21 protein-coding genes and 1 pseudogene are annotated in these 20,552 nt (G+C 67.5%); 10 read left to right on the top strand and 12 right to left on the bottom strand.

Features of this window, described 5'->3' with window-relative positions; genetic code table 11:
• Positions 1 to 43 precede the first annotated feature (43 nt).
• The gene (locus ACFYO2_RS34485; protein ID WP_388357029.1) at positions 44 to 571 is read left to right on the top strand and encodes a hypothetical protein; all 528 of its coding nucleotides are present in this window, start codon (positions 44 to 46) and stop codon (positions 569 to 571) included.
• 46 nt (positions 572 to 617) lie between these two features.
• Positions 618 to 1,796, top strand: a complete 1,179-nt coding sequence (locus tag ACFYO2_RS34480) for a serine/threonine-protein kinase (protein WP_388357026.1) — start codon at positions 618 to 620, stop codon at positions 1,794 to 1,796.
• A gap of 25 nt (positions 1,797 to 1,821) precedes the next feature.
• Here ACFYO2_RS34480 and ACFYO2_RS34475 read toward each other — a convergent pair whose 3' ends face one another.
• A complete protein-coding gene (locus tag ACFYO2_RS34475) occupies positions 1,822 to 2,460 on the bottom strand; it encodes a hypothetical protein (RefSeq protein WP_388357024.1) in 639 nt (212 codons plus the stop codon).
• Between the two features lie 19 nt (positions 2,461 to 2,479).
• Between ACFYO2_RS34475 and ACFYO2_RS34470 the strand changes: the two genes are divergently transcribed.
• Positions 2,480 to 2,683, top strand: a complete 204-nt coding sequence (locus tag ACFYO2_RS34470; RefSeq protein ID WP_388357021.1) for a 3-methyl-2-oxobutanoate hydroxymethyltransferase — start codon at positions 2,480 to 2,482, stop codon at positions 2,681 to 2,683.
• On the opposite strand, the gene ACFYO2_RS34465 is transcribed toward ACFYO2_RS34470, so the two are convergent.
• Positions 2,670 to 3,806, bottom strand: a complete 1,137-nt coding sequence (locus tag ACFYO2_RS34465; RefSeq protein WP_388357018.1) for an alpha/beta fold hydrolase — start codon at positions 3,804 to 3,806, stop codon at positions 2,670 to 2,672. The genes ACFYO2_RS34470 and ACFYO2_RS34465 overlap by 14 nt on opposite strands.
• 742 nt (positions 3,807 to 4,548) lie before the next feature.
• Positions 4,549 to 5,604 carry an aldo/keto reductase gene (locus tag ACFYO2_RS34460; protein WP_388357015.1) on the bottom strand — a complete coding sequence of 352 codons (1,056 nt, stop codon included), beginning with the start codon at positions 5,602 to 5,604 and terminating at the stop codon, positions 4,549 to 4,551.
• Between the two features lie 85 nt (positions 5,605 to 5,689).
• Between ACFYO2_RS34460 and ACFYO2_RS34455 the strand changes: the two genes are divergently transcribed.
• Positions 5,690 to 6,289 (top strand): TetR/AcrR family transcriptional regulator, encoded by a 600-nt coding sequence (locus ACFYO2_RS34455; RefSeq protein ID WP_388357012.1) that lies wholly within the window; start codon positions 5,690 to 5,692, stop codon positions 6,287 to 6,289.
• Positions 6,290 to 6,382: 93 nt separating this feature from the next.
• Here the strand turns inward: ACFYO2_RS34455 and ACFYO2_RS34450 are convergent, their stop codons facing one another.
• The 9 genes and pseudogenes from ACFYO2_RS34450 to ACFYO2_RS34410 all read right to left on the bottom strand — a co-directional run bounded on the left by ACFYO2_RS34450 (position 6,383) and on the right by ACFYO2_RS34410 (position 14,596).
• On the bottom strand, positions 6,383 to 6,781 hold the full coding sequence (locus ACFYO2_RS34450) for a hypothetical protein (protein ID WP_388357009.1): 399 nt from the start codon (positions 6,779 to 6,781) through the stop codon (positions 6,383 to 6,385).
• Between the two features lie 54 nt (positions 6,782 to 6,835).
• Positions 6,836 to 7,075, bottom strand: coding sequence for a hypothetical protein (locus ACFYO2_RS34445; RefSeq protein WP_388357007.1), 240 nt, complete (start codon positions 7,073 to 7,075; stop codon positions 6,836 to 6,838).
• A gap of 360 nt (positions 7,076 to 7,435) precedes the next feature.
• Entirely contained in the window at positions 7,436 to 8,011 is a 576-nt protein-coding gene (locus ACFYO2_RS34440; RefSeq protein WP_388357005.1) for a TetR/AcrR family transcriptional regulator, read from the bottom strand.
• 234 nt (positions 8,012 to 8,245) lie between these two features.
• Positions 8,246 to 9,544, bottom strand: coding sequence for an SNG1 family protein (locus tag ACFYO2_RS34435; protein WP_388357003.1), 1,299 nt, complete (start codon positions 9,542 to 9,544; stop codon positions 8,246 to 8,248).
• A 462-nt stretch (positions 9,545 to 10,006) separates the two neighbouring features.
• Complete coding sequence (locus tag ACFYO2_RS34430; protein WP_388357000.1) at positions 10,007 to 11,164, bottom strand: L-dopachrome tautomerase-related protein; 1,158 nt, start codon at positions 11,162 to 11,164, stop codon at positions 10,007 to 10,009.
• 200 nt (positions 11,165 to 11,364) lie between these two features.
• Positions 11,365 to 11,883, bottom strand: coding sequence for a nuclear transport factor 2 family protein (locus tag ACFYO2_RS34425; RefSeq protein WP_388356997.1), 519 nt, complete (start codon positions 11,881 to 11,883; stop codon positions 11,365 to 11,367).
• 65 nt (positions 11,884 to 11,948) lie between these two features.
• A complete protein-coding gene (locus ACFYO2_RS34420) occupies positions 11,949 to 12,761 on the bottom strand; it encodes an oxidoreductase (protein ID WP_388357046.1) in 813 nt (270 codons plus the stop codon).
• 797 nt (positions 12,762 to 13,558) lie between these two features.
• Positions 13,559 to 13,897: pseudogene (locus ACFYO2_RS34415) on the bottom strand (TetR/AcrR family transcriptional regulator); the annotation flags it as partial.
• Between the two features lie 57 nt (positions 13,898 to 13,954).
• Positions 13,955 to 14,596 (bottom strand): TetR/AcrR family transcriptional regulator, encoded by a 642-nt coding sequence (locus ACFYO2_RS34410; RefSeq protein ID WP_388356995.1) that lies wholly within the window; start codon positions 14,594 to 14,596, stop codon positions 13,955 to 13,957.
• Positions 14,597 to 14,748: 152 nt separating this feature from the next.
• Between ACFYO2_RS34410 and ACFYO2_RS34405 the strand changes: the two genes are divergently transcribed.
• The 6 genes from ACFYO2_RS34405 to ACFYO2_RS34380 all read left to right on the top strand — a co-directional run bounded on the left by ACFYO2_RS34405 (position 14,749) and on the right by ACFYO2_RS34380 (position 20,488).
• The gene (locus ACFYO2_RS34405) at positions 14,749 to 15,660 is read left to right on the top strand and encodes an SDR family oxidoreductase (RefSeq protein ID WP_388356993.1); all 912 of its coding nucleotides are present in this window, start codon (positions 14,749 to 14,751) and stop codon (positions 15,658 to 15,660) included.
• Positions 15,661 to 15,664: 4 nt separating this feature from the next.
• Positions 15,665 to 16,810 carry a hypothetical protein gene (locus ACFYO2_RS34400; protein ID WP_388356990.1) on the top strand — a complete coding sequence of 382 codons (1,146 nt, stop codon included), beginning with the start codon at positions 15,665 to 15,667 and terminating at the stop codon, positions 16,808 to 16,810.
• Positions 16,807 to 17,736 carry an alpha/beta fold hydrolase gene (locus tag ACFYO2_RS34395; RefSeq protein ID WP_388356989.1) on the top strand — a complete coding sequence of 310 codons (930 nt, stop codon included), beginning with the start codon at positions 16,807 to 16,809 and terminating at the stop codon, positions 17,734 to 17,736. The genes ACFYO2_RS34400 and ACFYO2_RS34395 overlap by 4 nt, the downstream gene beginning before the upstream one ends.
• An 81-nt stretch (positions 17,737 to 17,817) precedes the next feature.
• On the top strand, positions 17,818 to 18,729 hold the full coding sequence (locus ACFYO2_RS34390) for a metal-dependent hydrolase (protein ID WP_388356987.1): 912 nt from the start codon (positions 17,818 to 17,820) through the stop codon (positions 18,727 to 18,729).
• 23 nt (positions 18,730 to 18,752) lie between these two features.
• The gene (locus ACFYO2_RS34385; protein WP_388356984.1) at positions 18,753 to 19,853 is read left to right on the top strand and encodes a PDR/VanB family oxidoreductase; all 1,101 of its coding nucleotides are present in this window, start codon (positions 18,753 to 18,755) and stop codon (positions 19,851 to 19,853) included.
• A 230-nt stretch (positions 19,854 to 20,083) separates the two neighbouring features.
• Entirely contained in the window at positions 20,084 to 20,488 is a 405-nt protein-coding gene (locus ACFYO2_RS34380; protein WP_388356982.1) for a transposase, read from the top strand.
• The last annotated feature ends 64 nt before the right edge of the window (positions 20,489 to 20,552 follow it).

Raw genomic sequence — 20,552 nt, 5'->3', positions numbered from 1 at the left:
CGCACGACGGCGGAGCTCAAGCGGGTAACGGGAAGGTCGTGCCATGACTCGATCCTTTCATGAAATCGAGTCTCCATTCGAACCGGGGCGGTTCAGGCAGCATCTTCCCCAGCGCATCACGCTGAGTGTTGCGGACTGGTCCTGCACTGTTTCGACGGACCCGGAGCTGTTTCTGGATCCAGACCCGCTCGTTCGTGACCTTGCCGCGCACATTACGCGGCAGACACAGGTCCAGTCAGAGGCGGTCGTACGTAGATGGCCCCGCGTCTGCGGTGCGCTAGTGACGGGAGGCATCAGTGGGTTGATAGTGGTGCCGTTTGTTGACGAAGCGTGGCGAGGGTTCTTCACTCTCCTAGCCTTCGGCATGGTCGCGTGGGTTGTATGGGAAATCTGCGGTGTTCCGCTACGGAGGAAGCAGGTACACGAGCAGGGTGACCGGTTGCGCAACGAGTCCGTCGCGACCTTGGCGAAGGCGCTCGCCCAAGGCAAGGACTTCTTCGAGGAATGGCATGAGGCCATGGAAGGACTGACAGACCTCACCTCTTGGGGAGGGCATCCCGACTCGAACTGACCACCGGATCACGCGACCCTGCCGAGGGCACAGAAAAGGAACATGCGTGGACACCTCCAAGCTGATCGACGGCCGCTACAGGCCGAAGCAACGGCTCGGCAGCGGCGCTATGAGTGAGGTATGGACAGCCGAAGACCTCAATCTGGGCCGGACCGTGGCTCTCAAGATCCTCGCGGGGCGACGTGTAATCCAGCCCGGAGCCCGCACAGAGTTTGCTCAGCCGACAGCGCGAGGGGTCAAACGCGAGGGCGTGGCCATGGCGAGGGCCATGCACGCGAACATCGCACACATCTATGACGCCGGTGAACACGATGGCGAGCTCTACATCGCTATGGAGTACGTCGAGGGACAATCACTAGCCGAATACCTGAAGACGGGGCCACCCCTACCCCTTGAACGAACCGTACGGTGGACGCGTCAGATCTGCGAAGGCCTCAGTGCAGCGCACACTGCGCAAGTGATCCACCAGGACATCAAGCCCTGCAATATCATGATCACGCTTCAAGGCGACGTGAAGATCGTGGACTTCGGACTGGCCTCTCTCGCCGACCTCACTCAGTCCCGCACCAGTGCTGGCACCCCCCTCTACATGGCACCGGAGCGGTGGGACGGGGAGCCCGGCAGTCGACGCAGTGACCTTTACTCCACAGGGTGCGTCCTGTACGAGATGCTGACAGGGCGTCCACCCTTCGGTACTGCTGATGACGACCCCATGACCGTGGGCAGGATGCATCGGGACGATACGCCGGCACCTCCGAGTGCCCACCGTCCCGGCGTGCCCGCTCAGTTGGACTCCATCGTCCAGACACTGCTGGCCAAGGACCCGGCGCAGCGCCCGAAGAGCGCAGGAGCGGTTGCTCACGCTGTGAGCAAAACCCAGCGTGTCCTGGATATCGCAGCCGCGGACGACGAGATCAGACGAGCAGACCCACCTGATTCTCGTGACCGCGATGCTGGCTTCTCCGCCCGGATCCGAGACCTGGACCGCTACATCCTTGATCTGGAGCTCCGGTACGGAGCGAGCGCACAGTTGGTGATCGAAGCACGCGGAGAGCACGCCGAGCTCACAGGTCGGTCAGGCGACACCCGAGGAGCAGCCGCCCTGTACGACCGGCTCGGCCATGACTGCCAAAACTTCTTCGGACCTTACGACGTGCGGGCACTCAACGCGTTCGAGGGCGTCGCACGATGGATTACGAGATCGGGCGCACGCTACGAGCCCTAAAGATCGTGTACAGCCCGCTCAGGGGTCAGCGGTTTGTCTTTGTTACGCTCACCGGTCGGATAGCCAGGACAGTGCCGTCCTGATGAATGCTGACCGGGCCACCCCAGCCGCTGTCCCAGCCGGTACGGGGCCATGACGACCTGCGATTGTGTGTTTGCGTGCGCCACTGCGATACCTGGGGGCTCTGGACATCGCCTCCTTCCGCCAGGTACTCGAAGAGGTCTTTCTGGACGCCGGAGAAAGCCTCCACGTGAGTTCCGTTGAGACGGAAGATGTGGTCTGTTCCAGCAAACTCGTCACCGAGCAGAGTGTGGGCGATGTCCTGCACGCTGCCGGCGGAGGGGTGCTCAAATGTCTTGAAGAACTCGCTGCCCTGCCGCTTCGTGAGCAGTCGCGCGGTGGCGAGCCCTGAGCCAGCGAATGCCATCAGGCTCGCAGCGTCAGTGTGGGCCAGAGTCTCCTGGAACCAGGCGAAGTGCTCTGCTCTGACCTGGCAGCCGGGCAGAGGATCGAACGTCTGGTCCCCCTGGGTGGGGCGTTCGATGCCGGGGAAGTGATTCTCCTGTCGCGGGACTTGGTCCAGGTCCACGTGGGCGACATGCGCTCCACTCGGAAGATCGAGACGTGAACCATCGCCCGGCGCATGCAGGGCATGGACGGTCACGGCAGCTGTAGTTCGTGAGTTGACCCGGTCCGGGATCCCGGTGATGGCGCACATCGGGTTCACCCGCAGTCCGAACACAGCCTTGGGCTACCGGGTGCAGAGGCACGGTGAGGACGCGCAGGGGCTGGTGTCCGCGGCGAAGGCATTGGAGGCGGCCGGTGCGTTCGCTGTGCTGATCGAGATGGTGCTGGCCCGTTTTGGAGCATGGCTCAGTTGGCGTTGAGCCACTTCATGAAGGTTTGCGCCTTGTCTTTCCACAGGGCTGGATGTGTCATCGACAAGTGTCCCGTTGAATCGTCTGTGGTCGGGCGTACGACGTATCTTCCGTGCTGCACCTTGGTCATGCCTCGCTGCAGGATACCTAGGCTGTCGCGGTAGAATTCGTCGTCGGCAAAGTTCACTGCATACACCTTGGCCGTTATATTCCCTAGGTGAGGCTCGCCGTTGAAATCTTGGGACGCCTCCAACGAGTAGATGAGGTCATTGGCGTCACCGCCGGAGGATTGCGCTTTGACGGCCTGGATAAACTGGTCAGCCTGCCCGGGTGTGGTGACTTCTTCTTGCAGGTGCGAGACACCGTCGATCATCATGCGCGCAATGCTGGCAGCAGCCGCCGCCGCAGGTGGCTGTTGTTGGTAGTTTCCGCCGTTCCAGGTTGGGTCGGATTTTATTTGGTCGACGATGATTTTTCGCCACAGCAGGTTCCGTCCGCTGATCGGCGCTGGGAAGCACGCCACTGGCATGATCCCGTCCATCGCGGATGGGTAAGCTTCTGCCCACTGCCAGGCGTTCATGCAGCCCATGGACATCCCCACGACTGCGCGCAGATGCGAAATGCCGAGTGTCTCCGTGACGAGCTTGTGTTGGAGATCGACCATGTCGCCGTACCCATAGTGAGGGAATCTGCTCCTGAGTCCGTCGCTTGGCTTGCTCGACTGACCGTGCCCGATCGCGTCGGGAATGATAACCAGATAACGTGTCACATCAAATGGCGCCCCTGGCGTGAAAAGTGACTGTTGAAACTCCGGTGTCAACAGGGCCTTGCTGCTCGCGCCCGTCCAGTGAAGGAGCAAGATAGCGTTATCGACCACGCCCTTCTGATTTTTATGTGGTTCGCCGAGTAGGGTGTAATGGAGTTTCAGCTGATCGATTGTTTCGCCGTCCCGGAACTTGTAGTTAGCGACAGTGGCGTCCCCTTCGCGGGGAGTCGTCACACCGGACTGGGGCGACGGTGCCCCACTTGCCGCCGTGCCTGCAGCAGCCCGGAGCTCGGTGGCTGACCGCGCGGGGCCAGCACAACCTTGAAGCAACGCGCACAGTGCTAGAGCGGTGACAGCGATGGCCACACGGCCAGTCCTGTGCCGTATGAGACCTTTCTTCCCGTGATTTGCGCGTGAGCGTGTCGACATCTTTCTCCTACTTTCCTGGTTGCATACTCAAGGGAAGGATTCCGGAGCCAGAGTCATCGCCCCGGCGAGTCAGAGATCCGCCGCTGGATCATCGAGATCGAATTGCTGGAGGCCGTGCTCGCACATGGTCTTGTCAGGTCCGCCGGGCTCCCGGCCGGGGCGGCGGGACCACGCTGCGGTCCCCGAAGGTGACCAGCGCGTGTGCCGGCGCGGCGCTGGCGCGCAGCGAGGCCACGGCGGCCCTGCCGGAGAGTGAGGTCCGGCCCCAGGGTGATCATCATCGCGGTGAGGGCCGGCATCGGACGCCCGAAGAGCGTGATCTCCTTGATGTGTGCCTCGTGGTCGAGTCGCAACAGCTGCGCCTCCTCGAACGGCTGGGTCCTACCCGCGCGTTGTGGAGCACCGCGTACGCGTTGTCCTCGCCGGTCTGGGTGTGGAGGCGGATGTCCTCGACCGCTGTGAACGCGGAGGCCAGGAAATCAGCAGGCCGGGTCCCTCGAAGTGGAACACCGCACTCGGAGGCAAGCCACCCATCAGCCGTGTGAACAACGCTGCGGGTCAATACACCTAGGGCCCGGCGGTTGAACTGGCGGCACAGGCGGGTCGAGCGCGTTGGGTGGCGGCCATCGATGCGGTCGCCGCTGCGAGGAACGTACGTCGTTTCATCCGAGCTCTTCTTTCAGGCGACGGGGACGGTCGGTTGCCGGAAGTCGATGTCGGAGCCGCCGAGCAGGGTCGGGGTGCGGGCGGCTACGGATTCGTGGGGTTGGCCGAGCGGGATCCGGCTGGCTTCGTCCAGTTGCTGGTATTGCTCGTGGCTGAGTTCGACGTCGAGGGCGGCGAGGTAGGTGTCCAATTGGGACACGGTGCGTGGGCCGATCACCGGGACGAGTCCGGTGGTGGCGATTGTCGCGCGGTGCCGTAGCCACGCGATCGCGACCTGCGCCGCGGTGATGCCGAGGTCGTCGGCGATGCGCAGGACGGTGTTGGGCACGGTGCTTTTCTGTTCGGTGTCTTCGGTGTGGATCAGTCGACCCAGCGTGGTGAGTCGTCCCTCCGACCGGTGGCGATACTTGCCGGTCAGCAGCCCGCCGCCCAGCGGTGACCAGAACGTCGCGCCCAAGCCGAGCGCTGCGGCCATCGGCAGGATTTCCCGGTCGGCGGAGCGTTCGACGAGGCTGTACTCAACCTGCACGCCCACGATCGGGGCCCAGCCGCGCACCTCGACGAGGGTGACGGCCCGCGCGGTGCGCCAGGCCGGGAAGTTCGACAGCCCGGCGTAGAGGATCTTCCCGGAGCGCACCAGATCGTCCAGTGCACGCACGATCTCCGTCGTCGGGGTGACCGGGTCCGGGAAATGGACCCACAGCAGGTCGATGCGGTCGGTGCGGAGCCGGGCCAGGCTGCCCTCGACCGCCCGGATCATGTTCCGACGGGAGTCGCCGGTGCCTTGCACGCCCGAGGTGGGGTTGATGCCGACGCCGAACTTCGTGGCCACGGTGAACTGGTCGCGCCGGGTGGTCAGCAACTCCCCGAGGATCTCTTCGGACTCGCCGGCCTGATAGCTCTCGGCGGTGTCGAGGAAGGTACCGCCCGCGTCAGCGAACCGGTCCAGGATCCGAGCCGTCTCACTCCGCTTGCTGCCGGCGCCCCACCGGGTGCCGAAGGTTGCGGTTCCCAGAGCGTATTCCGAGACGCGCAGGCCGTTGCCGCGGCCGAAGGTCAGGTACCGCATGATGCCGCCTCCAAAGTAAAGCGATCGCGGTACTTGACCCTAGTCGACGACCGACCCGAAGTAAAGCGGCCGCTATACTTGAGTGGTGACCAGCACCGAGAAGATCCACCGGGGTGGACGTGGCGCACGGGAGCGCATCCTGCGCGCCGCGGCGGAACTGTTCTCACGAGACGGCATTCACGCCACCGGCGTCGCCCGGCTCGCTGAGGTGGCTCACGTGTCCAGCCGCACCCTGTACCAGCACTTCCCCAGCAAGGAGGCCGTCGTCGCCGCCTATCTGGGACGCTTCAGGGCCGAGCCGCCGGTGCCCGCCGTGGCGCAACTGACCCGCGACGACGTCGATCCGCGGCAACGCCTGCTCGCCTTGTTCCGCGAACCCCCGACCAGCCCGGACGCGGTATATCGCGGATGCGTGTTCCACAACGCCGTCGTCGAGGGTGCAGGCACCATGCCCGAGGTGGCGGAACTGGTCCAACAGCACAAACAGGCATTCACCCACCGCCTGGCTGGGCTTGCCGCCGAAGCAGGCGCCCCCGACCCGGAAACCCTCGCCCGCCGCCTGGCGCTGCTGTTCGACGGAGCCCGCGCGCTGTCCACCTCACTCAATGACACCCAGCCCTTCCGTGACGCCCATGAAGTCGCGGAAATGCTGATCGACCAGGCCATCCCGCCGGCCCCGAGCTGACCCCCAGCTGAAGATCACCCCCCGCATCTTCGACGCGAGCGGGACCAATGGCTGCAGCGGTTAGCGCTGTTTTTGGGCTGCCAGTCGCGTCCCTCAACTGACCATGAAGAACGCACTTCCGGCGCTCGGGTGAAGGCTGAGGTCGCGGGAATCTGCGTGTGCTGCCCTTCGATGTCGCGCGGGAAAGCCGTCCGTACTCCTAGTGATGGGGGTTCGGGACTTGCTCGCCTCTGCGACGAAAACTGATCGGGCCCCCTCGTCGTAAACCCGATCGGTTTCCATCCGTAAGTCCGAGCGGAGGGGCACCGCTCGGTGCCCCGATGGCCGCAGAGGATCGAGTGCGATGCCCATCATTGGCGTCTGCTGGCCGTGCGGCAGCCGGCTCAGTAGCACCGGCCACGGTCCCGTACCGCCGGGCCGGTAGACATCCGCGCGCAGCCTGCCGTCACGCATCTCTGCCGGAACATTGAACTCGATCTGGATCTCCGCCATGTGCCGCTCCATCGCCTCTTTCGTTCTTGCGGGGTGCTTGAGTGCGGGCAGGTGTCAGCCGGCCGGCTTGTTCATCTTGCGGATCTGCTTGTCGAAAACCTGGGCGGGGGCGACGCGGCGCAGTATGCGCGCGCGTCCGGCCGTGGGGCCGGCGGTGTAGCGCGGCTTCGGTTTGGCGCCGGTGGCCGCCGCGACGATCGCCTTGGCGACGGTGGCGGGGGCGTCACCGTCCCTGATCGCCTCCGCCATCACGCGGTCGACGGTGAAGGGCAGCGAGCAGGCCCTGGGCGCCATGGCGGGCGCGTAGGCGCGGCTGATCTCGGCGCGCTCCGAAACGCTCGTGATGCAGATGCAGGGATACGGCGTCGTCGCGGCCGCTGAGGCAGAGGGTGATGGCCAGACGGGCGAGCTCGTCCGGACCGGCTGGATGAGGCGGTGGGGTACCCGTGCACCTGTCGCTGGGGGCCGACGTCCACGCGACCACAGGCTTCTTTGCTTGCGGCATGATCGGCAGCACTCTTATGGCCATCGAGCTTCCCGTCGATGGTGGGGAAGCGGGGACGTGAGGCCGTGGGCGCTGCTCCGGCTGCCGGAGTCGGGCATCAACCCGAAAGAGCGTTTCGGTCGGCCGATCCTGCTCGAAGACGGGGTGGATCACTGCATGTCTGCCGCATCGAGCAGGGTGGTCACCGTGGGTGCGATGATCCCGGTCAGATGGTCGGCGCCGATCCGCGCGCGGGCGCTGGCGCCGTCGATGACCAGGATGAGCTGCCGGGCCAGCAGGTCGGGGTTGCTCGCCCCACCCCGTTCGGCCTCGGAACGGAAAAAGGCCGTCAGGTTCGCTTTGATCTGGTGGGCCGTCCGGCTCGCGGGGTGGGTCTGGTCCTTGAGCTCGATCTGCACAGCCAGGTACCGGCAGCCTTGGAAGTCGGGCGCACCCGCCTGCGACTCCACCCGCTCGAAGACGTAACTGATCCGCTCGCGGGGGGAGCGGCCATCATCCGCCGGGGGCAGGGCCCTCGCCACGAAGGCAGCGGCACGCTCCTTCAGGCTCGCCGCCAGCAGTTCGTCCTTGCTCTCGAACAGCTGATACATGGAGCGCTTGGACACCCCCGCCGCCTTGCACAGCGCCTGGACGCTGATGTCGATGCCGACGCCGTCGCGGTAGGTGAGCGTGGCTGCTGCCTCCAGCAGCCGCTCCCGGGGGCTTTGCTTCACTTTGGTAGTCATACCGCGAGGTCAACTCCAATCGGACGCAATGGAAACCGATCGGTTTCCATGCGGGGTCGGGGGAGGCGCCTGCCGTCGGGCGGACGTCTGAAGGCCGCTCAGAGGCTCGGCGACGGTCTTGGGGGAGAGACCGTCGCCGAGCCCTGATGGTGCACGCGCCTCTCGTCCCCGCGGGGGCGACGCACACCGGGGCCACTCCGCTGAATGGCCCCGTCCTGGGTGAGCCGCCTTCCGCTACGCCGGGGCAGCGGTCTTCTCGGGCTCCGTGTCGGCGGGGATGCGGTGCAGCCCCTTGCGGTCGTACCAGCTGGTCACTCCGAAGCCGAAGAGGGCGGCTGCCGCGAGGCCGACGGCCATCATGACCCAGCCCCGGGTCAGGCCGGCGTCGGCCTGGGCGTCGTAGTAGAGGATCGAGCGGATGCCGCCGGTGATCTGACGCAGCGGCTCGAACTCCGCGAGGAAGCGGTAGAAGCCGGGCAGCGCCTGAAGCGGCGTGGTGGCGTTGGCCGTCGGCACCGCCATCCCGATGAAGACCAGCGTGACCACCAGCATGCCGGGCGTGCCGAAGACGGCGAGCAGGGTGAGCGCACCGATCCCGGAGACGGCGATGGCGCACACCGAGTACAGCCACAGCAGCGGCAGATGGGCGGCTTGCATTCCCATGAGGCCGACCGCGCCCGCCATGACCAGGCTCCCCATCAGCAGGGACAGCCCGGCCATGAGGGTGCTGCTGATGGCGAGGGTCTGCACCCGGGTCGCCCGGATGAGCGGGCGGTGCAGGCGCAACGGGCCCATGTCGTTGTGGGTGTAGCCCAGGGCGTGGTCCACCTGGCCGCTGATGACGTTGGCGGAGAGCATGCCGCAGACCACCAGGACGAGCGCGTAGTAGAACGCTGTCAGGCCCAGGCCGCTGTGCGCATCGAGGGGATGGCCGTCCTCGACGGTGACGGCGGCAGGGTCGGCCAGCAGGACGCGTGCCGCGGCGGGCAGCTTCGCCTGCCCGGTCCCGCCCTGGGCCGTGAGCTCCTTGCCCACCTGGAGCGAGGCGCTTTCGGCCGCCTGCGTCGTCGCCGTCCGGGCCAGGCTGGAGCCCACACTGCCGGCGGACTGGTTGGTCAGCACCGTCAGCGTCGGACGGGTCGGGGTCCCGGTGGTCGCGGGGCCGGTGAGTGCGGTGGTGGCGGAGGTGAAGTCGGCGGGGACGACGAGCGCGCCGTACAGCTTGCCCTTGCCGAGTTCCTCCTTCATCGCCTTCTCGTCCATCACCTTCCAGTCGATCTTGCCCCCGCTCGCGGTGGACTTCCTGATCGACTCGGTGATCCGAGCCCCCAGGTTGACCTGCTCGCCACCGACAGCGGCCCCCTTGTCGGCGTTGACCAGGCCGACGGGCAGATTCTTCATGTGATCGACGGGATCGATGTTGGCCCCGACGTAGAACACCGTGAACAGCAGCGCGAGTACGCCCGTGATGACGCCGTTGGCGATCCACAGGGGTTTGGCACGCAGGACGCGGAACGGGTGAATCCCACTCATGACTTACTCCGGTCTCGGACAACACACTCATAGACGGAGAAGGCCGGACAGCTTCATTGCGGACCGGTGACCCTCGGAATGTTCGATCTCGGCACACGGCCGCGACGCGGAACCGGAGGTGCCGATTCAGCACCCTGCCGGGACTCCAGCCGATGAAGCCGGTCGGTTTCAGACCCATCGGCAAACCGATCGGTTTACGGATTCCAAGTCGAGGCGCTGGCCCATCTCCCGGCAGCGCCGCGAAGCCGCGTGCCGACGCCACCCCTGGTCATCGAGTCGCTTCGAACCGTGAGGGGAGCGGCTCGCTTCAGGTCGCGCAAGCCCTGCAGCGCACTACACCGGCAAGCCCTGCCTCGACGGGGACCCCGCCCGGGGCAGCGCCCGGGGCAGGGTCGACCGCTGCACTGCTGGGGTGCGCACCTGGACAGTGACCAGGCGGCCGCCTGACGCGAGCCGGAGAGGTCACACGAGCCTGACCGGCCCGGCGTCGATCGGCAGGCGGACCAGGAGGTAGGGCTTGCGGCGCAGGTCCTGGCCCTCGTGGAAGGGCGCCAGCCGGTCGAGTTGGTTTGCGGTGGCGTACAGGTGCCGGTCCGAGGCGACGGACAGGGTGTCGATCCAGTTCAGGTCGGTGCCCTGGGCGAGGGTGCGGTAGGTGCCGTTCGGGTTTCTGCGCCAGATGGCGTTGTGTTCCAGGTCGCCGCCGTAGAGCCGTCCCTTGTCGTCGCTCTCCAGGCCGTCGGCCATCGGCTTGAATCCGAGGTTTTCGACTGTCGCCGCGACCTCGGCGTCCGTGGCGTCCGGGTCGGCGAGGGCGTCGGTGGACACGCTGTGCAGTCGGCGGCTGGACAGCGGGCAGTAGTAGAGGCGCGTGCCGTCGGCGCTGAGAGCGATGCCGTCGGAGCCGGTCTCGTAGTACGTGGGCTCGCCGCCCGGCGGGCGGACCATGAAGGGCTGGCCATCGATGACCGGAAGGAAGTCCGGGTCCGGGAGCGTCGAGGGATGTCCGGCCAGTCTCCGCCAGGAGCGGCCGGTGGCGAGGTCGACCACGATGATGCCGTTGGAGCCGCCCGAGTCGGTGATGAACGCCGTGCCCTGGGCGCCGCGCCGCAGGTCGAGGCGCACGTCGTTGGGGTAGCTGTTCGCCGGCACCACCTCGGGCGGGAAGAGGATCGTCCGTACGATCCGGTTGGTGCGCAGGTCGACCGCCACGAGCTTGGGGCCGCCGTAGGAGGACCCGGCGAACAGCGGGCTTCCGGTGTCGAGGATCCACAGCCGGTCGGCCCCGTCGACGACGACGCTCTGCACCGACTGGAAGTGCCCGGCCAGGTCGGAGGCGTCCTGGCGGTTCACCTCGGCGTCGGGGTAGGCCACCGGCTTCCCGTCCCGCAGTTCGGCGACGGTGAACGGGACGTCGTCGCCCCAGCGGGGAAAGTTGACGAAGATGCGGCCGTGGCACGAGACGGTGACACCCGTCGGCATCGCGTCCCAGAAGCGGGCGACGACCTCGTAGTGACCGGCTGTTGAACCGGAGGGGGATGCGGAGGCGTAGGCGGGTCCGGCGAGTTGGCTGGCGGCCAGCGACGCGGTGGTCGCCGTAAGGAACGTACGTCGTTTCATAAGAGCGTCTCCTGTTGGGTCAAGTCACTGGAGAGCGCGACGAGTTGCCGTAGCACATCGGCGCGTGGTGGGAATGGACGGACACTGCCGTGGCTGGTGGAGGCCGCCACCAGGAGCGCTGTCCGCCGAGGACATCGCCTGCGGCTACCGCCAACTCCTGGAAGGGGAACGGGGTCAAACGGCCGGTGGACCTGGTGCTCTCAGGTCCGCCGGGCTGCCGGGCGGGTCTTCGCGACCATGCTGCGGTCCCCCGAGGAGACCATCGCGTGAATGGGTACGGTGCTGACGCTCATGAGCGTCGCAAGGCCCCGGCGGCCCTGCTGGCGAGCGAGCGCCGGACCCACGAGGTGCATCAGGGCGGTGAGGGCCGGCATCGGACGCCCGAAGAGCGTGATCTCCGTGATGCGTGCTTGGTCGTCGAGCCGCAGCATCTGCACCTCCTCGAACGACTGGGAACCCACCCGCGCCCGGTAGACCAGGGCGTACGTGTCGCCCTCGCCGGTCTGGGTGTGGTACTGGACGTCCTTGACCGCCGCGAACACCACGGTCAGGAAGTCGCGCAGCTGGTCAGATCCCTCGAAGGGGAACTGGTCGGTGAGCGGCGAGCTGAGCACGACGTCCGGGCTCAAGCACGCGACCGCGGCTTCGACATCACCGCGTTCCTCGGCGGAGCGCCAGCGCGCGATGGTAGTGGCGGCGGAGTGCAGGGTCTCGGACACGGGTCTCTCCCGGTATCAACGGCGCGAACGGGTTTGTGGGTGGCGGGATGCGCGGGTGGCGGGGGTCAGCCGGTGAGTTTGTTCATGCTGCGGATCTGCTTGTCCAGGACCCAGGCGGGAGCGAAGCGGAGCAGGCGTGCGCGTCCGGCCGTGGGGCCGGCGGCGTAGCGCAGTTTCGGCTTCTTGTCGGTGGCGGCCGTGACGATCGCCTTGGCGACCACGGCGGGGTCGTCGCCGGCCTTGATCGCCTCCGTCATCAGGCGGTCGAAGATGTGCCGCTGGTCGGCGTAGGTCTGCAGGGGGGTGTCGGGCTTGGCGCTGTTGGCCTCGAATCCGGTGTTGGTGTAGGCGGGTTCGACGAGGAGCGAGCGGACGCCGTACGGGCGGACCTCGTGGTCCAGGGACTGGGAGTAGCCCTCGATCGCGTGCTTGGACGCGCCGTAGACGGCCATGTAGGGGGCGGGGATGAAGCCCTGTACGGACGAGAGGTTGATGATGCGTCCGCGTCCCTGGGCACGCATGTGCGGCAGGACCTCCTTCACCATGCGCATGACGCCGAAGACGTTGATGTCGAAGACGCCCTGGGCCTGCGTGAGGGAGGTTTCCTCGGCCGCGCCGATCGAGCCGATGCCGGCGTTGTTGACCAGGACGTCGATCCGCCCGAAGCGGCCGATCACCTGCTGGACCACGGCAGCCACCGACTTGTCGCTGACCACGTCGAGGTCGAAGAACGTCACCCCCCGCAGCGGGGTGACGCGTGAGGTGTCGCGGCCCGTGCCGGCCACCTCGAAACCCGCCGCGACCAGCGCGAGCGCGGTCTGCTTGCCGATGCCGGAGGACGCGCCCGTCACCAGGGCAACCGGCCGATTTGTCGTCATCATGCACTCCCGAAGCCATCTGGGAAACCGGCCGGTTTCCCCTTGGCCTCACTGTAAAGCGATCGGTTTACATTGCGCAAGCTCAAGCACGGAACTGATCCCAGGCCGCGCCGCCGGCCGGCTTCAGGTGGAGCTGACGGCGCCCGCCGGCATGGCGGCACGCACCGGATGAGCAGGCATGAGAGATGTGGGAGCGCCATCCCCGCGCTGCGATCGCGAGTTCGCGCTCAAGGGCCGCTACGGCACCTCTGCCGAGGCGATTGCCAAGCGGGTCGGTGTCACGCAGCCGTACCTCTTCCGACTCCTCCCGGGCGAGAAGGCGATCGTCGCCGCCGCCTTGACGCGGAGCACGGAAGACGCCTGCTCAGCGTTCGAGAGCTTGGGCAAAAGGCAAGGATGAGGGGTACGAGCGGGCCTCCCGCGCCATGGGCAGCCCAATGGCGATCGGTTACGCGGCCGATCTCGGCACACCCCGAAGCGCTCCATATGCGGATGCAGGGGTACGCCGTCGTGGCAGCCGCCAACGCGCGGGGCAATGACCAGATCGGCGAGCGTCCGGGCCAGCCGGATGAGGTTCCCGGACACCATGACCATGCCCTGCCGCTGGGCACCAATGCCGACAAGACCACAGCCTCCCCCGCGCCCGGCTGCTCATCAATTCCCTTACGATCATCGGGCTTTGCCCCGCGTACCGGGGAGCCAGGGCATCAAGCGGCTCGGGCCGTGCCGGTTACCTGAGACCGGCATCAGCTCGGAGAAACACATCAGTCACCGAACCTGCCCGGAAAGGCGATGCGTCAGCGCATGCCTGCCCCATCGAGCAGGGCGGCCACAGTGGGCGCGATGAGCCCGGTCAGGTGCAGTCGGCGCCGATCCCCGCGCGGGCACTGGCGCCATCAAGACCAGGATCGGCAGTCGGGCCAGCAGCTCGGGATCACTCACCCCTCCCCGTTCGGCCTCGGCACGGAAAAGGCCGTCAGCCCTCCCTTGATCCTGTGTGCCACCTGGCTCGTAGGGTGACTCTGATCCTTCAGCTAGATCTGCACAGCCAGGTACCGGCAGTCGCGGAATTCGGGCGCACACGCCTGCAGTTCCACGGGCTCGAATACGTGCAGGATCCGCTTGCGGGGTGAACGGGGGCGTGGGCTGCCGTCCGGTGCGGAAAGCTCCTGAAGGAATCCGGGCCTGCGTGATCAGGGCTGATCGCTGATGGCTCGGTAGGCCGCGATGAACAGGGTGTGGCACAGGTCGAGCAGCTCTTCGACGGTCGCGTTCTGGTGACCGAGCGTCCAGTCCACGAGGAGTTCGTTGACTCCGCCGACCAGGCTCATCGCGGTCATGGTGAGCCGGCTGGAGGAGGCTTCCGGGCCAGGGAGCGGCCCGACGACGGCGGCGACCATTGCGGCGAATTCGTGCAGGACCTCACGGCGACGCACTTCGAGGCGAGGGCTGGCGCCCACGACCTCGATGAGCACCAGGCGGGCCATGCGGGCGTCGCCGGCCAGTGTGCGGATGAACACCTCAAGACCGGCGCGCAGTTGGGCGTCGACATCGGGTGCGGCAGCGGCTGCGGCCTGCGCGGTTTCGGCGCTGATCGTAGCGATCAGGTCGTTGTAGACCCCGGCGAGAAGGTCTTCGCGGTCGCGGAACGACTCGTAGAAGTAGCGCTGGGTCAGTCCGGCATGCGAGCACACCTGCTTGACGGAGACCGACGCGTATCCGGACGTGCCGAACAGGTCGAGGCCCGCCTGGATGAGTCGGGTGCGGCGCTCCTGCTGTCGTTGCGCCGCTTCACGTCCGCCGTAGCGCCGCCCGGCGGTCTGTGTGCCGGCCATTTCTCCCCTTCGCAGAGGTGTTGACACCGGTGTGCTCCGAACTGACACTCTAGCTTGTCAGTTCATCTGACACGTCAACGTGTCAGAAGCGTGTGGGGGCCGCTTGCCGCTCAGCGGTCCGCTCGTGCTCAGGGCAAGGAAGGGGCTCGACCGTGGCAGCACCGCCCAAACACCCGTACGTGTTCAGCCGAAGAGACCGCCAGGGGCTCTCCCGCACACAACCGCTGACCGGCCGAGTGATCGCGGTCACCGGGGCGGGCCGCGGGATCGGGCGTGCTGTCGCAGCCCGGCTCGCTGCGGCCGGAGCCGCCGTGGCGATCGGCGATCTCGACGCGGAGCTTGCCAGGGAGACGGCCGGCGCCATCGGCGCGCGTCCCGGTGGCCGACTGCTCGGGCTGTCTCTCGACGTCACCGACACACCTTCCTTCGATGACTTCCTGCGCACCGTCGAAACCGAGCTGGGGCCGGTCGACGTACTGATCAACAACGCCGGAATCATGTGGGTGGGCCCCTTCGAGGAGGAACCGGAGGAAGCCGCCCTGCGCCAGTTCGACGTCAACGTCCACGGCGTACTGCGGGGGATGAAACTGGTGATCCCGCAGATGCGGAAACGCGGGCGCGGCCACGTGGTGAACATCGCCTCGGCCGCCAGCAAGGTCGCCCCGGCAGGCGAGGCGACCTACGCGGCGACGAAGCACGCCCTCCACGGCTACAGCACCGCCGTCCGCACCGAACTGCGCGGCACCGGCGTGCAGGTGTCCCTGGTGATGCCCGGCGTCGTGGACACCGAGCTGGCCGTGGGCACCGCGGCTGGCCGCACCCCACGCCTGACGACAGATCAGGTGGCCGACGCGGTGCTCGACGTCGTGCTGCGCCCGCGGTTCGAGGTCTTCGTTCCCCGTCAGGTGGCCGCCCTGACCCGGCTGGCCGCAGTGCTGCCGGGCCGTGCCCGCGACGCCCTGCATCACCTCCTCGTCCCCAACCAGCTCGCTGCCCTGTCCGACCGGTCGGTCCGCGCGGCCTACGAGCAGCGCACCCGTACCGCCCGCCTGCCCGAAGGATGAGCCCGTGACCACCACGCCCAAGCCGGCGTCCAGCGCGAAGAAGACCAAGGAGGCCCAGGACGCTGCCGCTCCGCGTCCCATCCCCGAATTCGAAGGTGTCCACGACGTATGGCCCCGCGGTGACCGGCTGCGCGCCGTGCGCAGCGCCGCGGCCACCTACCGTGAGCGGTTCATCCAGCAGGGCTGCATCCACGCCGTCCGCAGTTTCGACATCGCCGCCGCCCCGTACCCGACCCGGTTCGGCTTCCACGGCGCCGCGCTCGCCGTCAACCCGTTCGTGAGCATCATCAACCGGATGCTCGTCGTGCAGTTCGACGGCTTCGACGGTCAGCCGAAAACACTCGTGTGGGAGCCGACCGTCGCCGCCGGAACGGCTCAAGCGCCGTTCTACGCCCAGCTCAAGCGACTGGCGGGGGACTTTCTCACCGAGCACGTTTTCGCCCGCTTCTACCAGGACCCGAACACCGTCCTGCCCTCCTGCGGTCTGCGACCCGAGGACGTGGACTTCGTCAGCTTCGACCACCTGCACGTCCAGGACGTGCGCATGATCATGGGAAGTACCAGCACCATTCCCGGCGAACGGGCGCCCCGCGAAGCGCTGTTCCCCCGCGCCAGGCTGCTGGTGCACCGCAGGGAGCTGGGCACCTTCGAATCGACGCATCCGATGCAGTGGGCTTGGTACGTCGACGGAGGCATGGACGGGGTACCGCCCGAGCGCGTCACCGCTTTCGACGGCGATGTCGAACTCGGTGTCGGCGTCAGCCTGTTGTGGACCCCCGGCCATACGGACGGCAACCACTCCCTGGTGCTGAACACTCCCGACGGGGTGTGGGTCTCCTCCGAGAACGGCATCTCGGCCGACAACTGGCAGCCCGAGCTCTCCCGCATCCCCGGGGTGCGCCGCCACGCCGCGTTCTACGGCCATGAGGTGGTGCCCAACGCCAACACCCTGGAGGACTCCCTCGACCAGTACGACTCCATGGTCAAGGAGAAGACCCTCGCCGACCCCAGCCGGCGCGATCCGCGCTGGCTGCAGATCCTGCCCTCATCCGAGCTGGCCCCCTTCAAGCGGCACTGGCCGGTGCGGCCCAGCTTCTTCCACGGCGGTCTGAACTACGGCGAACTGACCCCTGCCGGTGGTGGCCGATGACCGGCCCGGCCGTCCGCCGGATCGATGCGGACGACGTGGAGTTGGCCGCCTACCAATGGGGAGCGTCCACGGCTCCTGCGGTGGTGCTGGTCCACGGCTATCCGGACACCAGCGCCGTGTGGCGCCCGGTCGCCGAGCACCTGGCCGACCGCTTCCACGTCACCGCCTTCGACGTGCGGGGAGCCGGTGCCTCCGACCGGCCCAGGGGTCTGCGCGCCTACCGGATGTCCCGCCTGGAAGCCGACCTGGAGGCGGTTCTCGACACCGTGAGCCCCGACCGCCCGGTGCACCTGGTCGGACACGACTGGGGATCGATCCACTCCTGGGAGTCGGTCACCGGCACCCGCCTGGCCGGGCGGATCGCCTCGTTCACCTCCATCTCCGGACCCTGCCTGGACCACGTCGGCCACCTGATCCGTGCCCGCCTCCAGCCGCGGCATCCGGACCTGCCGAAGATGCTGCGGCAGGCCGCACGGTCCTGGTACATCGCCTACTTCCACTTTCCGCTCCTGCCCGCCCTGACCTGGAGAGCACTGGGACACCGCTGGCGCGCCTTCCTCACCGGCTCCCAAGGCGTGCCCGGGCACACCCTCTACCCCGCTCCGACGCTGGCCCGCGACGCTGTATCCGGCACCGCGCTGTACCGCGCCAACATGCTGCCCCGCCTGCTACGTCCCCAGGACCGGCCGACCACCGTCCCGGTACAGCTCATCATCCCCACCCGCGACTTCTGCGTCACCCCGGTGCTGTCGTACGGAGTGGAGCACTGGACGGGCCGGATACAACGGCGCCCGATCGACGCCGGGCACTGGGTACAGCTCAGCCACCCCGAGGAGATCGCGTCCCTGATCGCGGAATTCGCCAACCGCATCGAGGACGGCCCCCGCCGCACTCACACTCCGGACCACACCGCGTACCCGATCTGACAGCCCAACAGACCACCAGTACGGGACGTCTGCCTGACCACCCCTTCCCACACACCGACCGCTGACGGAGGAGGAATTGTCATGTTCCGAGCCGCACATGACCACCAGGAGAGTCCGTCCGAGCCCATCGACCACCACGACCTGGTGCTGCAACCCCGGGACGTCACCTTCGACTGGAGCACCACCCCGCTGCACTGGCTGCCGGGTGAGCCCTTCGCGACCCACACCTTCGATGTCCTCCACCTCATGCTCCCCGAACTCGAACGCTGGTTCGTGCGCACCTTCGAGCAGGCACTGCCACTGATCACCGATGACCGGCTGCGCGAGGACGTACGCGGCTTCATCGGCCAGGAAGCGATGCACGCCGAGGCGCACCAGGAGGTCCTGGAGCACCTGCTCGCCAAGGGGCTGGACCCGACTCCGTACACCCTGCAGTCCGAATGGATCTTCCGAAGGGTGCTCGGAGACCGGCCGGAGCTGACACCGGCCGCCACACACGCGCACCTCCTCCAACGACTCGCCCTCATCGCGGCCTTCGAGCACTTCACCGCGTACATGGGGCACTGGATTCTCAGCAACGGGCACCTGGACCAGGCCGGCGCGGACCCCGCGATGCTCGACCTGTTCCGCTGGCACGGCGCGGAAGAGGTCGAACACCGCTCGGTCGCGTTCGACCTGCTGGTGCACCTCGATCCCCGCTACCGGCGCCGCGTGGTCGGCATGCTCGTCACCGCTCCGGTGCTGACCCGGCTATGGATCCGCGGAGTCCGCTTCCTGATGAGCGCCGACCCCGAACTCGACGACCGGGTCAAGGTCCGCTTCCGCGACTACCTGACCGCGGCCCACAAGGACCTGTTGCCCCCGCCGGGCGCGTTCGCCCGCTCGGTGCTGCGCTACTTCCGCCCCGGCTACCACCCGACGCAAGAGGGCTCGACCCAGCAGGCGGTCGCCTACCTGGCGGCGTCCCCCGCCGCCCGAGCGGCTGCCCAGTGACCCGGCAACCAGCAAGGCATCCCATGAACACCATCACACCCGTCACCCGGCCACCGGACCTGTACGGCAGGCCGCGCAACGACTCCTTCATGCAGAAGCTGGCGGCTTTCAGCGACCACGCGGTCACGCGCCTCGCGCGGCGCAGCGCTCCTCCCCGACGTCCGCCGGCCACCGAGATGCCCGTGATCCGGGAACTGGTGGTCGCCACCAAGCACCAAGAGGCCGAGGACGTCGTCTCCCTGCGGCTGACAGCACCCGACGGGGCAAAACTCCCGCCCTGGCAGCCCGGCGCCCACATCGAACTGCACCTGCCCTCCGGCCGCAAGCGGCAGTACTCCCTGTGCGGCGACCCCGCCGACCGGTACCGGTACCGCATCGCCGTGCGCCGCATCGCCAACGGCAAAGGCGGTTCGGCCGAGGTACACGACGCCCTCACAGACGGTATGCGGGTCGCCATCACCGGGCCCCGGAACGCCTTCCCCTTCGCCGCCGAAGCATCCATCCTGCTCATCGCAGGCGGCATCGGCATCACCCCCATCCTGCCGATGGCCCGGGAAGCCGCCCGCCGCGGGCTGGAGTGGCGGCTCGTGCACACCGGCCGCAGCCGCGGCTCGATGCCCTTCGCGGCAGAACTGGCCGAACTCGCAGCCGCAGCCCCTGACCGGGTCTCCATCCGACCTGACGACGAGTCCGGCGCGCCCGAAACAGCCGATCTGTTGAACTTGAGCCCGGCGGCGGGGGCGGTGTACTGCTGCGGGCCCGCGCCCATGATCGACGGCGTTCGGCGCGCGTTCGGTGACAGCCGCGCGTCAGCCCTGCACTTCGAGCGTTTCGCCCCGGCCCCCATCACGGACGGCCGTCCCTTCGAACTCCAACTGGGCGACACCGGACGGGTTCTGCCAGTGCCGTACGACCGCTCCGCCCTGGATGTTCTCCAGGAGGCCCTGCCGGACCTGCCCTTCTCCTGCCGCCAGGGGTTCTGCGGAACCTGCCGGGTACGGGTGGCCCAGGGCCACGTCGATCACCGTGACCGCCGGCTCACCGCCACCGAACGAGCGGCCGGCGCCATGCTGCCCTGTGTCTCACGCGCACCGGAAGGAGAGCGGTTGGTGCTGGAGGTGTGAGCGATGGCCGAGCGCCCGTCGAGGAAGTCTTGCGTGACGCCCTCCGGCCCTCTTGCCAACGCCGTCAGAGGGGTCTGCACGGTGAGCGGTGTAACTCTTGAGCTGGAAGCGGCAGTTGATGACTGACGTGACGAGTGACACCGAGGGGCCGGGAAGGCTGCTGTGAGGGGGGCGAGCGCCGTGGATGACGGTTGGTCGCCGAGTTGGTTGCGCGGGCTCAGGCCGGTGGCGTGAAGCTCACCGGGGAGGGCGGCCTCCTGCAACAGCTGACCAAGCGGGTGCTGGAATCGGCGCTGGAGGGCGAGCTCACTGATCATCTGGGGCACGAGCCCGGTGAGCGGGCCGCGGGTGGCCAGGGGAACTACCGCAACAGGCACCGGGCCCAGCCGGTGTCGTCAAGGTATAAGTACCCCGTCGTCGCCGAGCTTCTCGGCGACGTGTGTCTGCGGGTCGTCGCGGATGTCGTCGGCACTCCAGGTGGCTCCGTTGAGCAGCCGCTGCAGGCCATCGAGGGGGCGGTGGCCAGCGTATTCGGCCAGTTGTCAGCCGTTCTTGCAGCCGACCGGGCCGAGCAGGGCACGGACGTAGTCCCGCATACGGCTTCGCAGGTCCGCGCGGGGCTATGTCCGAGTTGAACGCCAGCGACGGCTTGACGTGGTGCCAGCGGGTGATCTCGAAGTACATCAGGTACCAGGAACC

Origin of the sequence: Streptomyces sp. NPDC006602 (assembly GCF_042870385.1) — a bacterium.
Classification (GTDB): domain Bacteria; phylum Actinomycetota; class Actinomycetes; order Streptomycetales; family Streptomycetaceae; genus Streptomyces.
This window is presented reverse-complemented; position numbering and strand designations above follow the sequence as displayed.

Excerpts from the sequence above, each read along its gene's own strand:
- ACFYO2_RS34485 (WP_388357029.1), top strand. The coding sequence starts at position 44 with ATGACTCGATCCTTTCATGAAATCGAGTCTCCATTCGAACCGGGGCGG.
- ACFYO2_RS34460 (WP_388357015.1), bottom strand. The coding sequence starts at position 5,604 with ATGCGGTACCTGACCTTCGGCCGCGGCAACGGCCTGCGCGTCTCGGAA.
- ACFYO2_RS34450 (WP_388357009.1), bottom strand. The coding sequence starts at position 6,781 with ATGGCGGAGATCCAGATCGAGTTCAATGTTCCGGCAGAGATGCGTGAC.
- ACFYO2_RS34445 (WP_388357007.1), bottom strand. The coding sequence starts at position 7,075 with ATGGCGCCCAGGGCCTGCTCGCTGCCCTTCACCGTCGACCGCGTGATG.
- ACFYO2_RS34440 (WP_388357005.1), bottom strand. The coding sequence starts at position 8,011 with ATGACTACCAAAGTGAAGCAAAGCCCCCGGGAGCGGCTGCTGGAGGCA.
- ACFYO2_RS34435 (WP_388357003.1), bottom strand. The coding sequence starts at position 9,544 with ATGAGTGGGATTCACCCGTTCCGCGTCCTGCGTGCCAAACCCCTGTGG.
- ACFYO2_RS34430 (WP_388357000.1), bottom strand. The coding sequence starts at position 11,164 with ATGAAACGACGTACGTTCCTTACGGCGACCACCGCGTCGCTGGCCGCC.
- ACFYO2_RS34420 (WP_388357046.1), bottom strand. The coding sequence starts at position 12,761 with ATGACGACAAATCGGCCGGTTGCCCTGGTGACGGGCGCGTCCTCCGGC.
- ACFYO2_RS34410 (WP_388356995.1), bottom strand. The coding sequence starts at position 14,596 with ATGGCCGGCACACAGACCGCCGGGCGGCGCTACGGCGGACGTGAAGCG.
- ACFYO2_RS34395 (WP_388356989.1), top strand. The coding sequence starts at position 16,807 with ATGACCGGCCCGGCCGTCCGCCGGATCGATGCGGACGACGTGGAGTTG.
- ACFYO2_RS34390 (WP_388356987.1), top strand. The coding sequence starts at position 17,818 with ATGTTCCGAGCCGCACATGACCACCAGGAGAGTCCGTCCGAGCCCATC.
- ACFYO2_RS34385 (WP_388356984.1), top strand. The coding sequence starts at position 18,753 with ATGAACACCATCACACCCGTCACCCGGCCACCGGACCTGTACGGCAGG.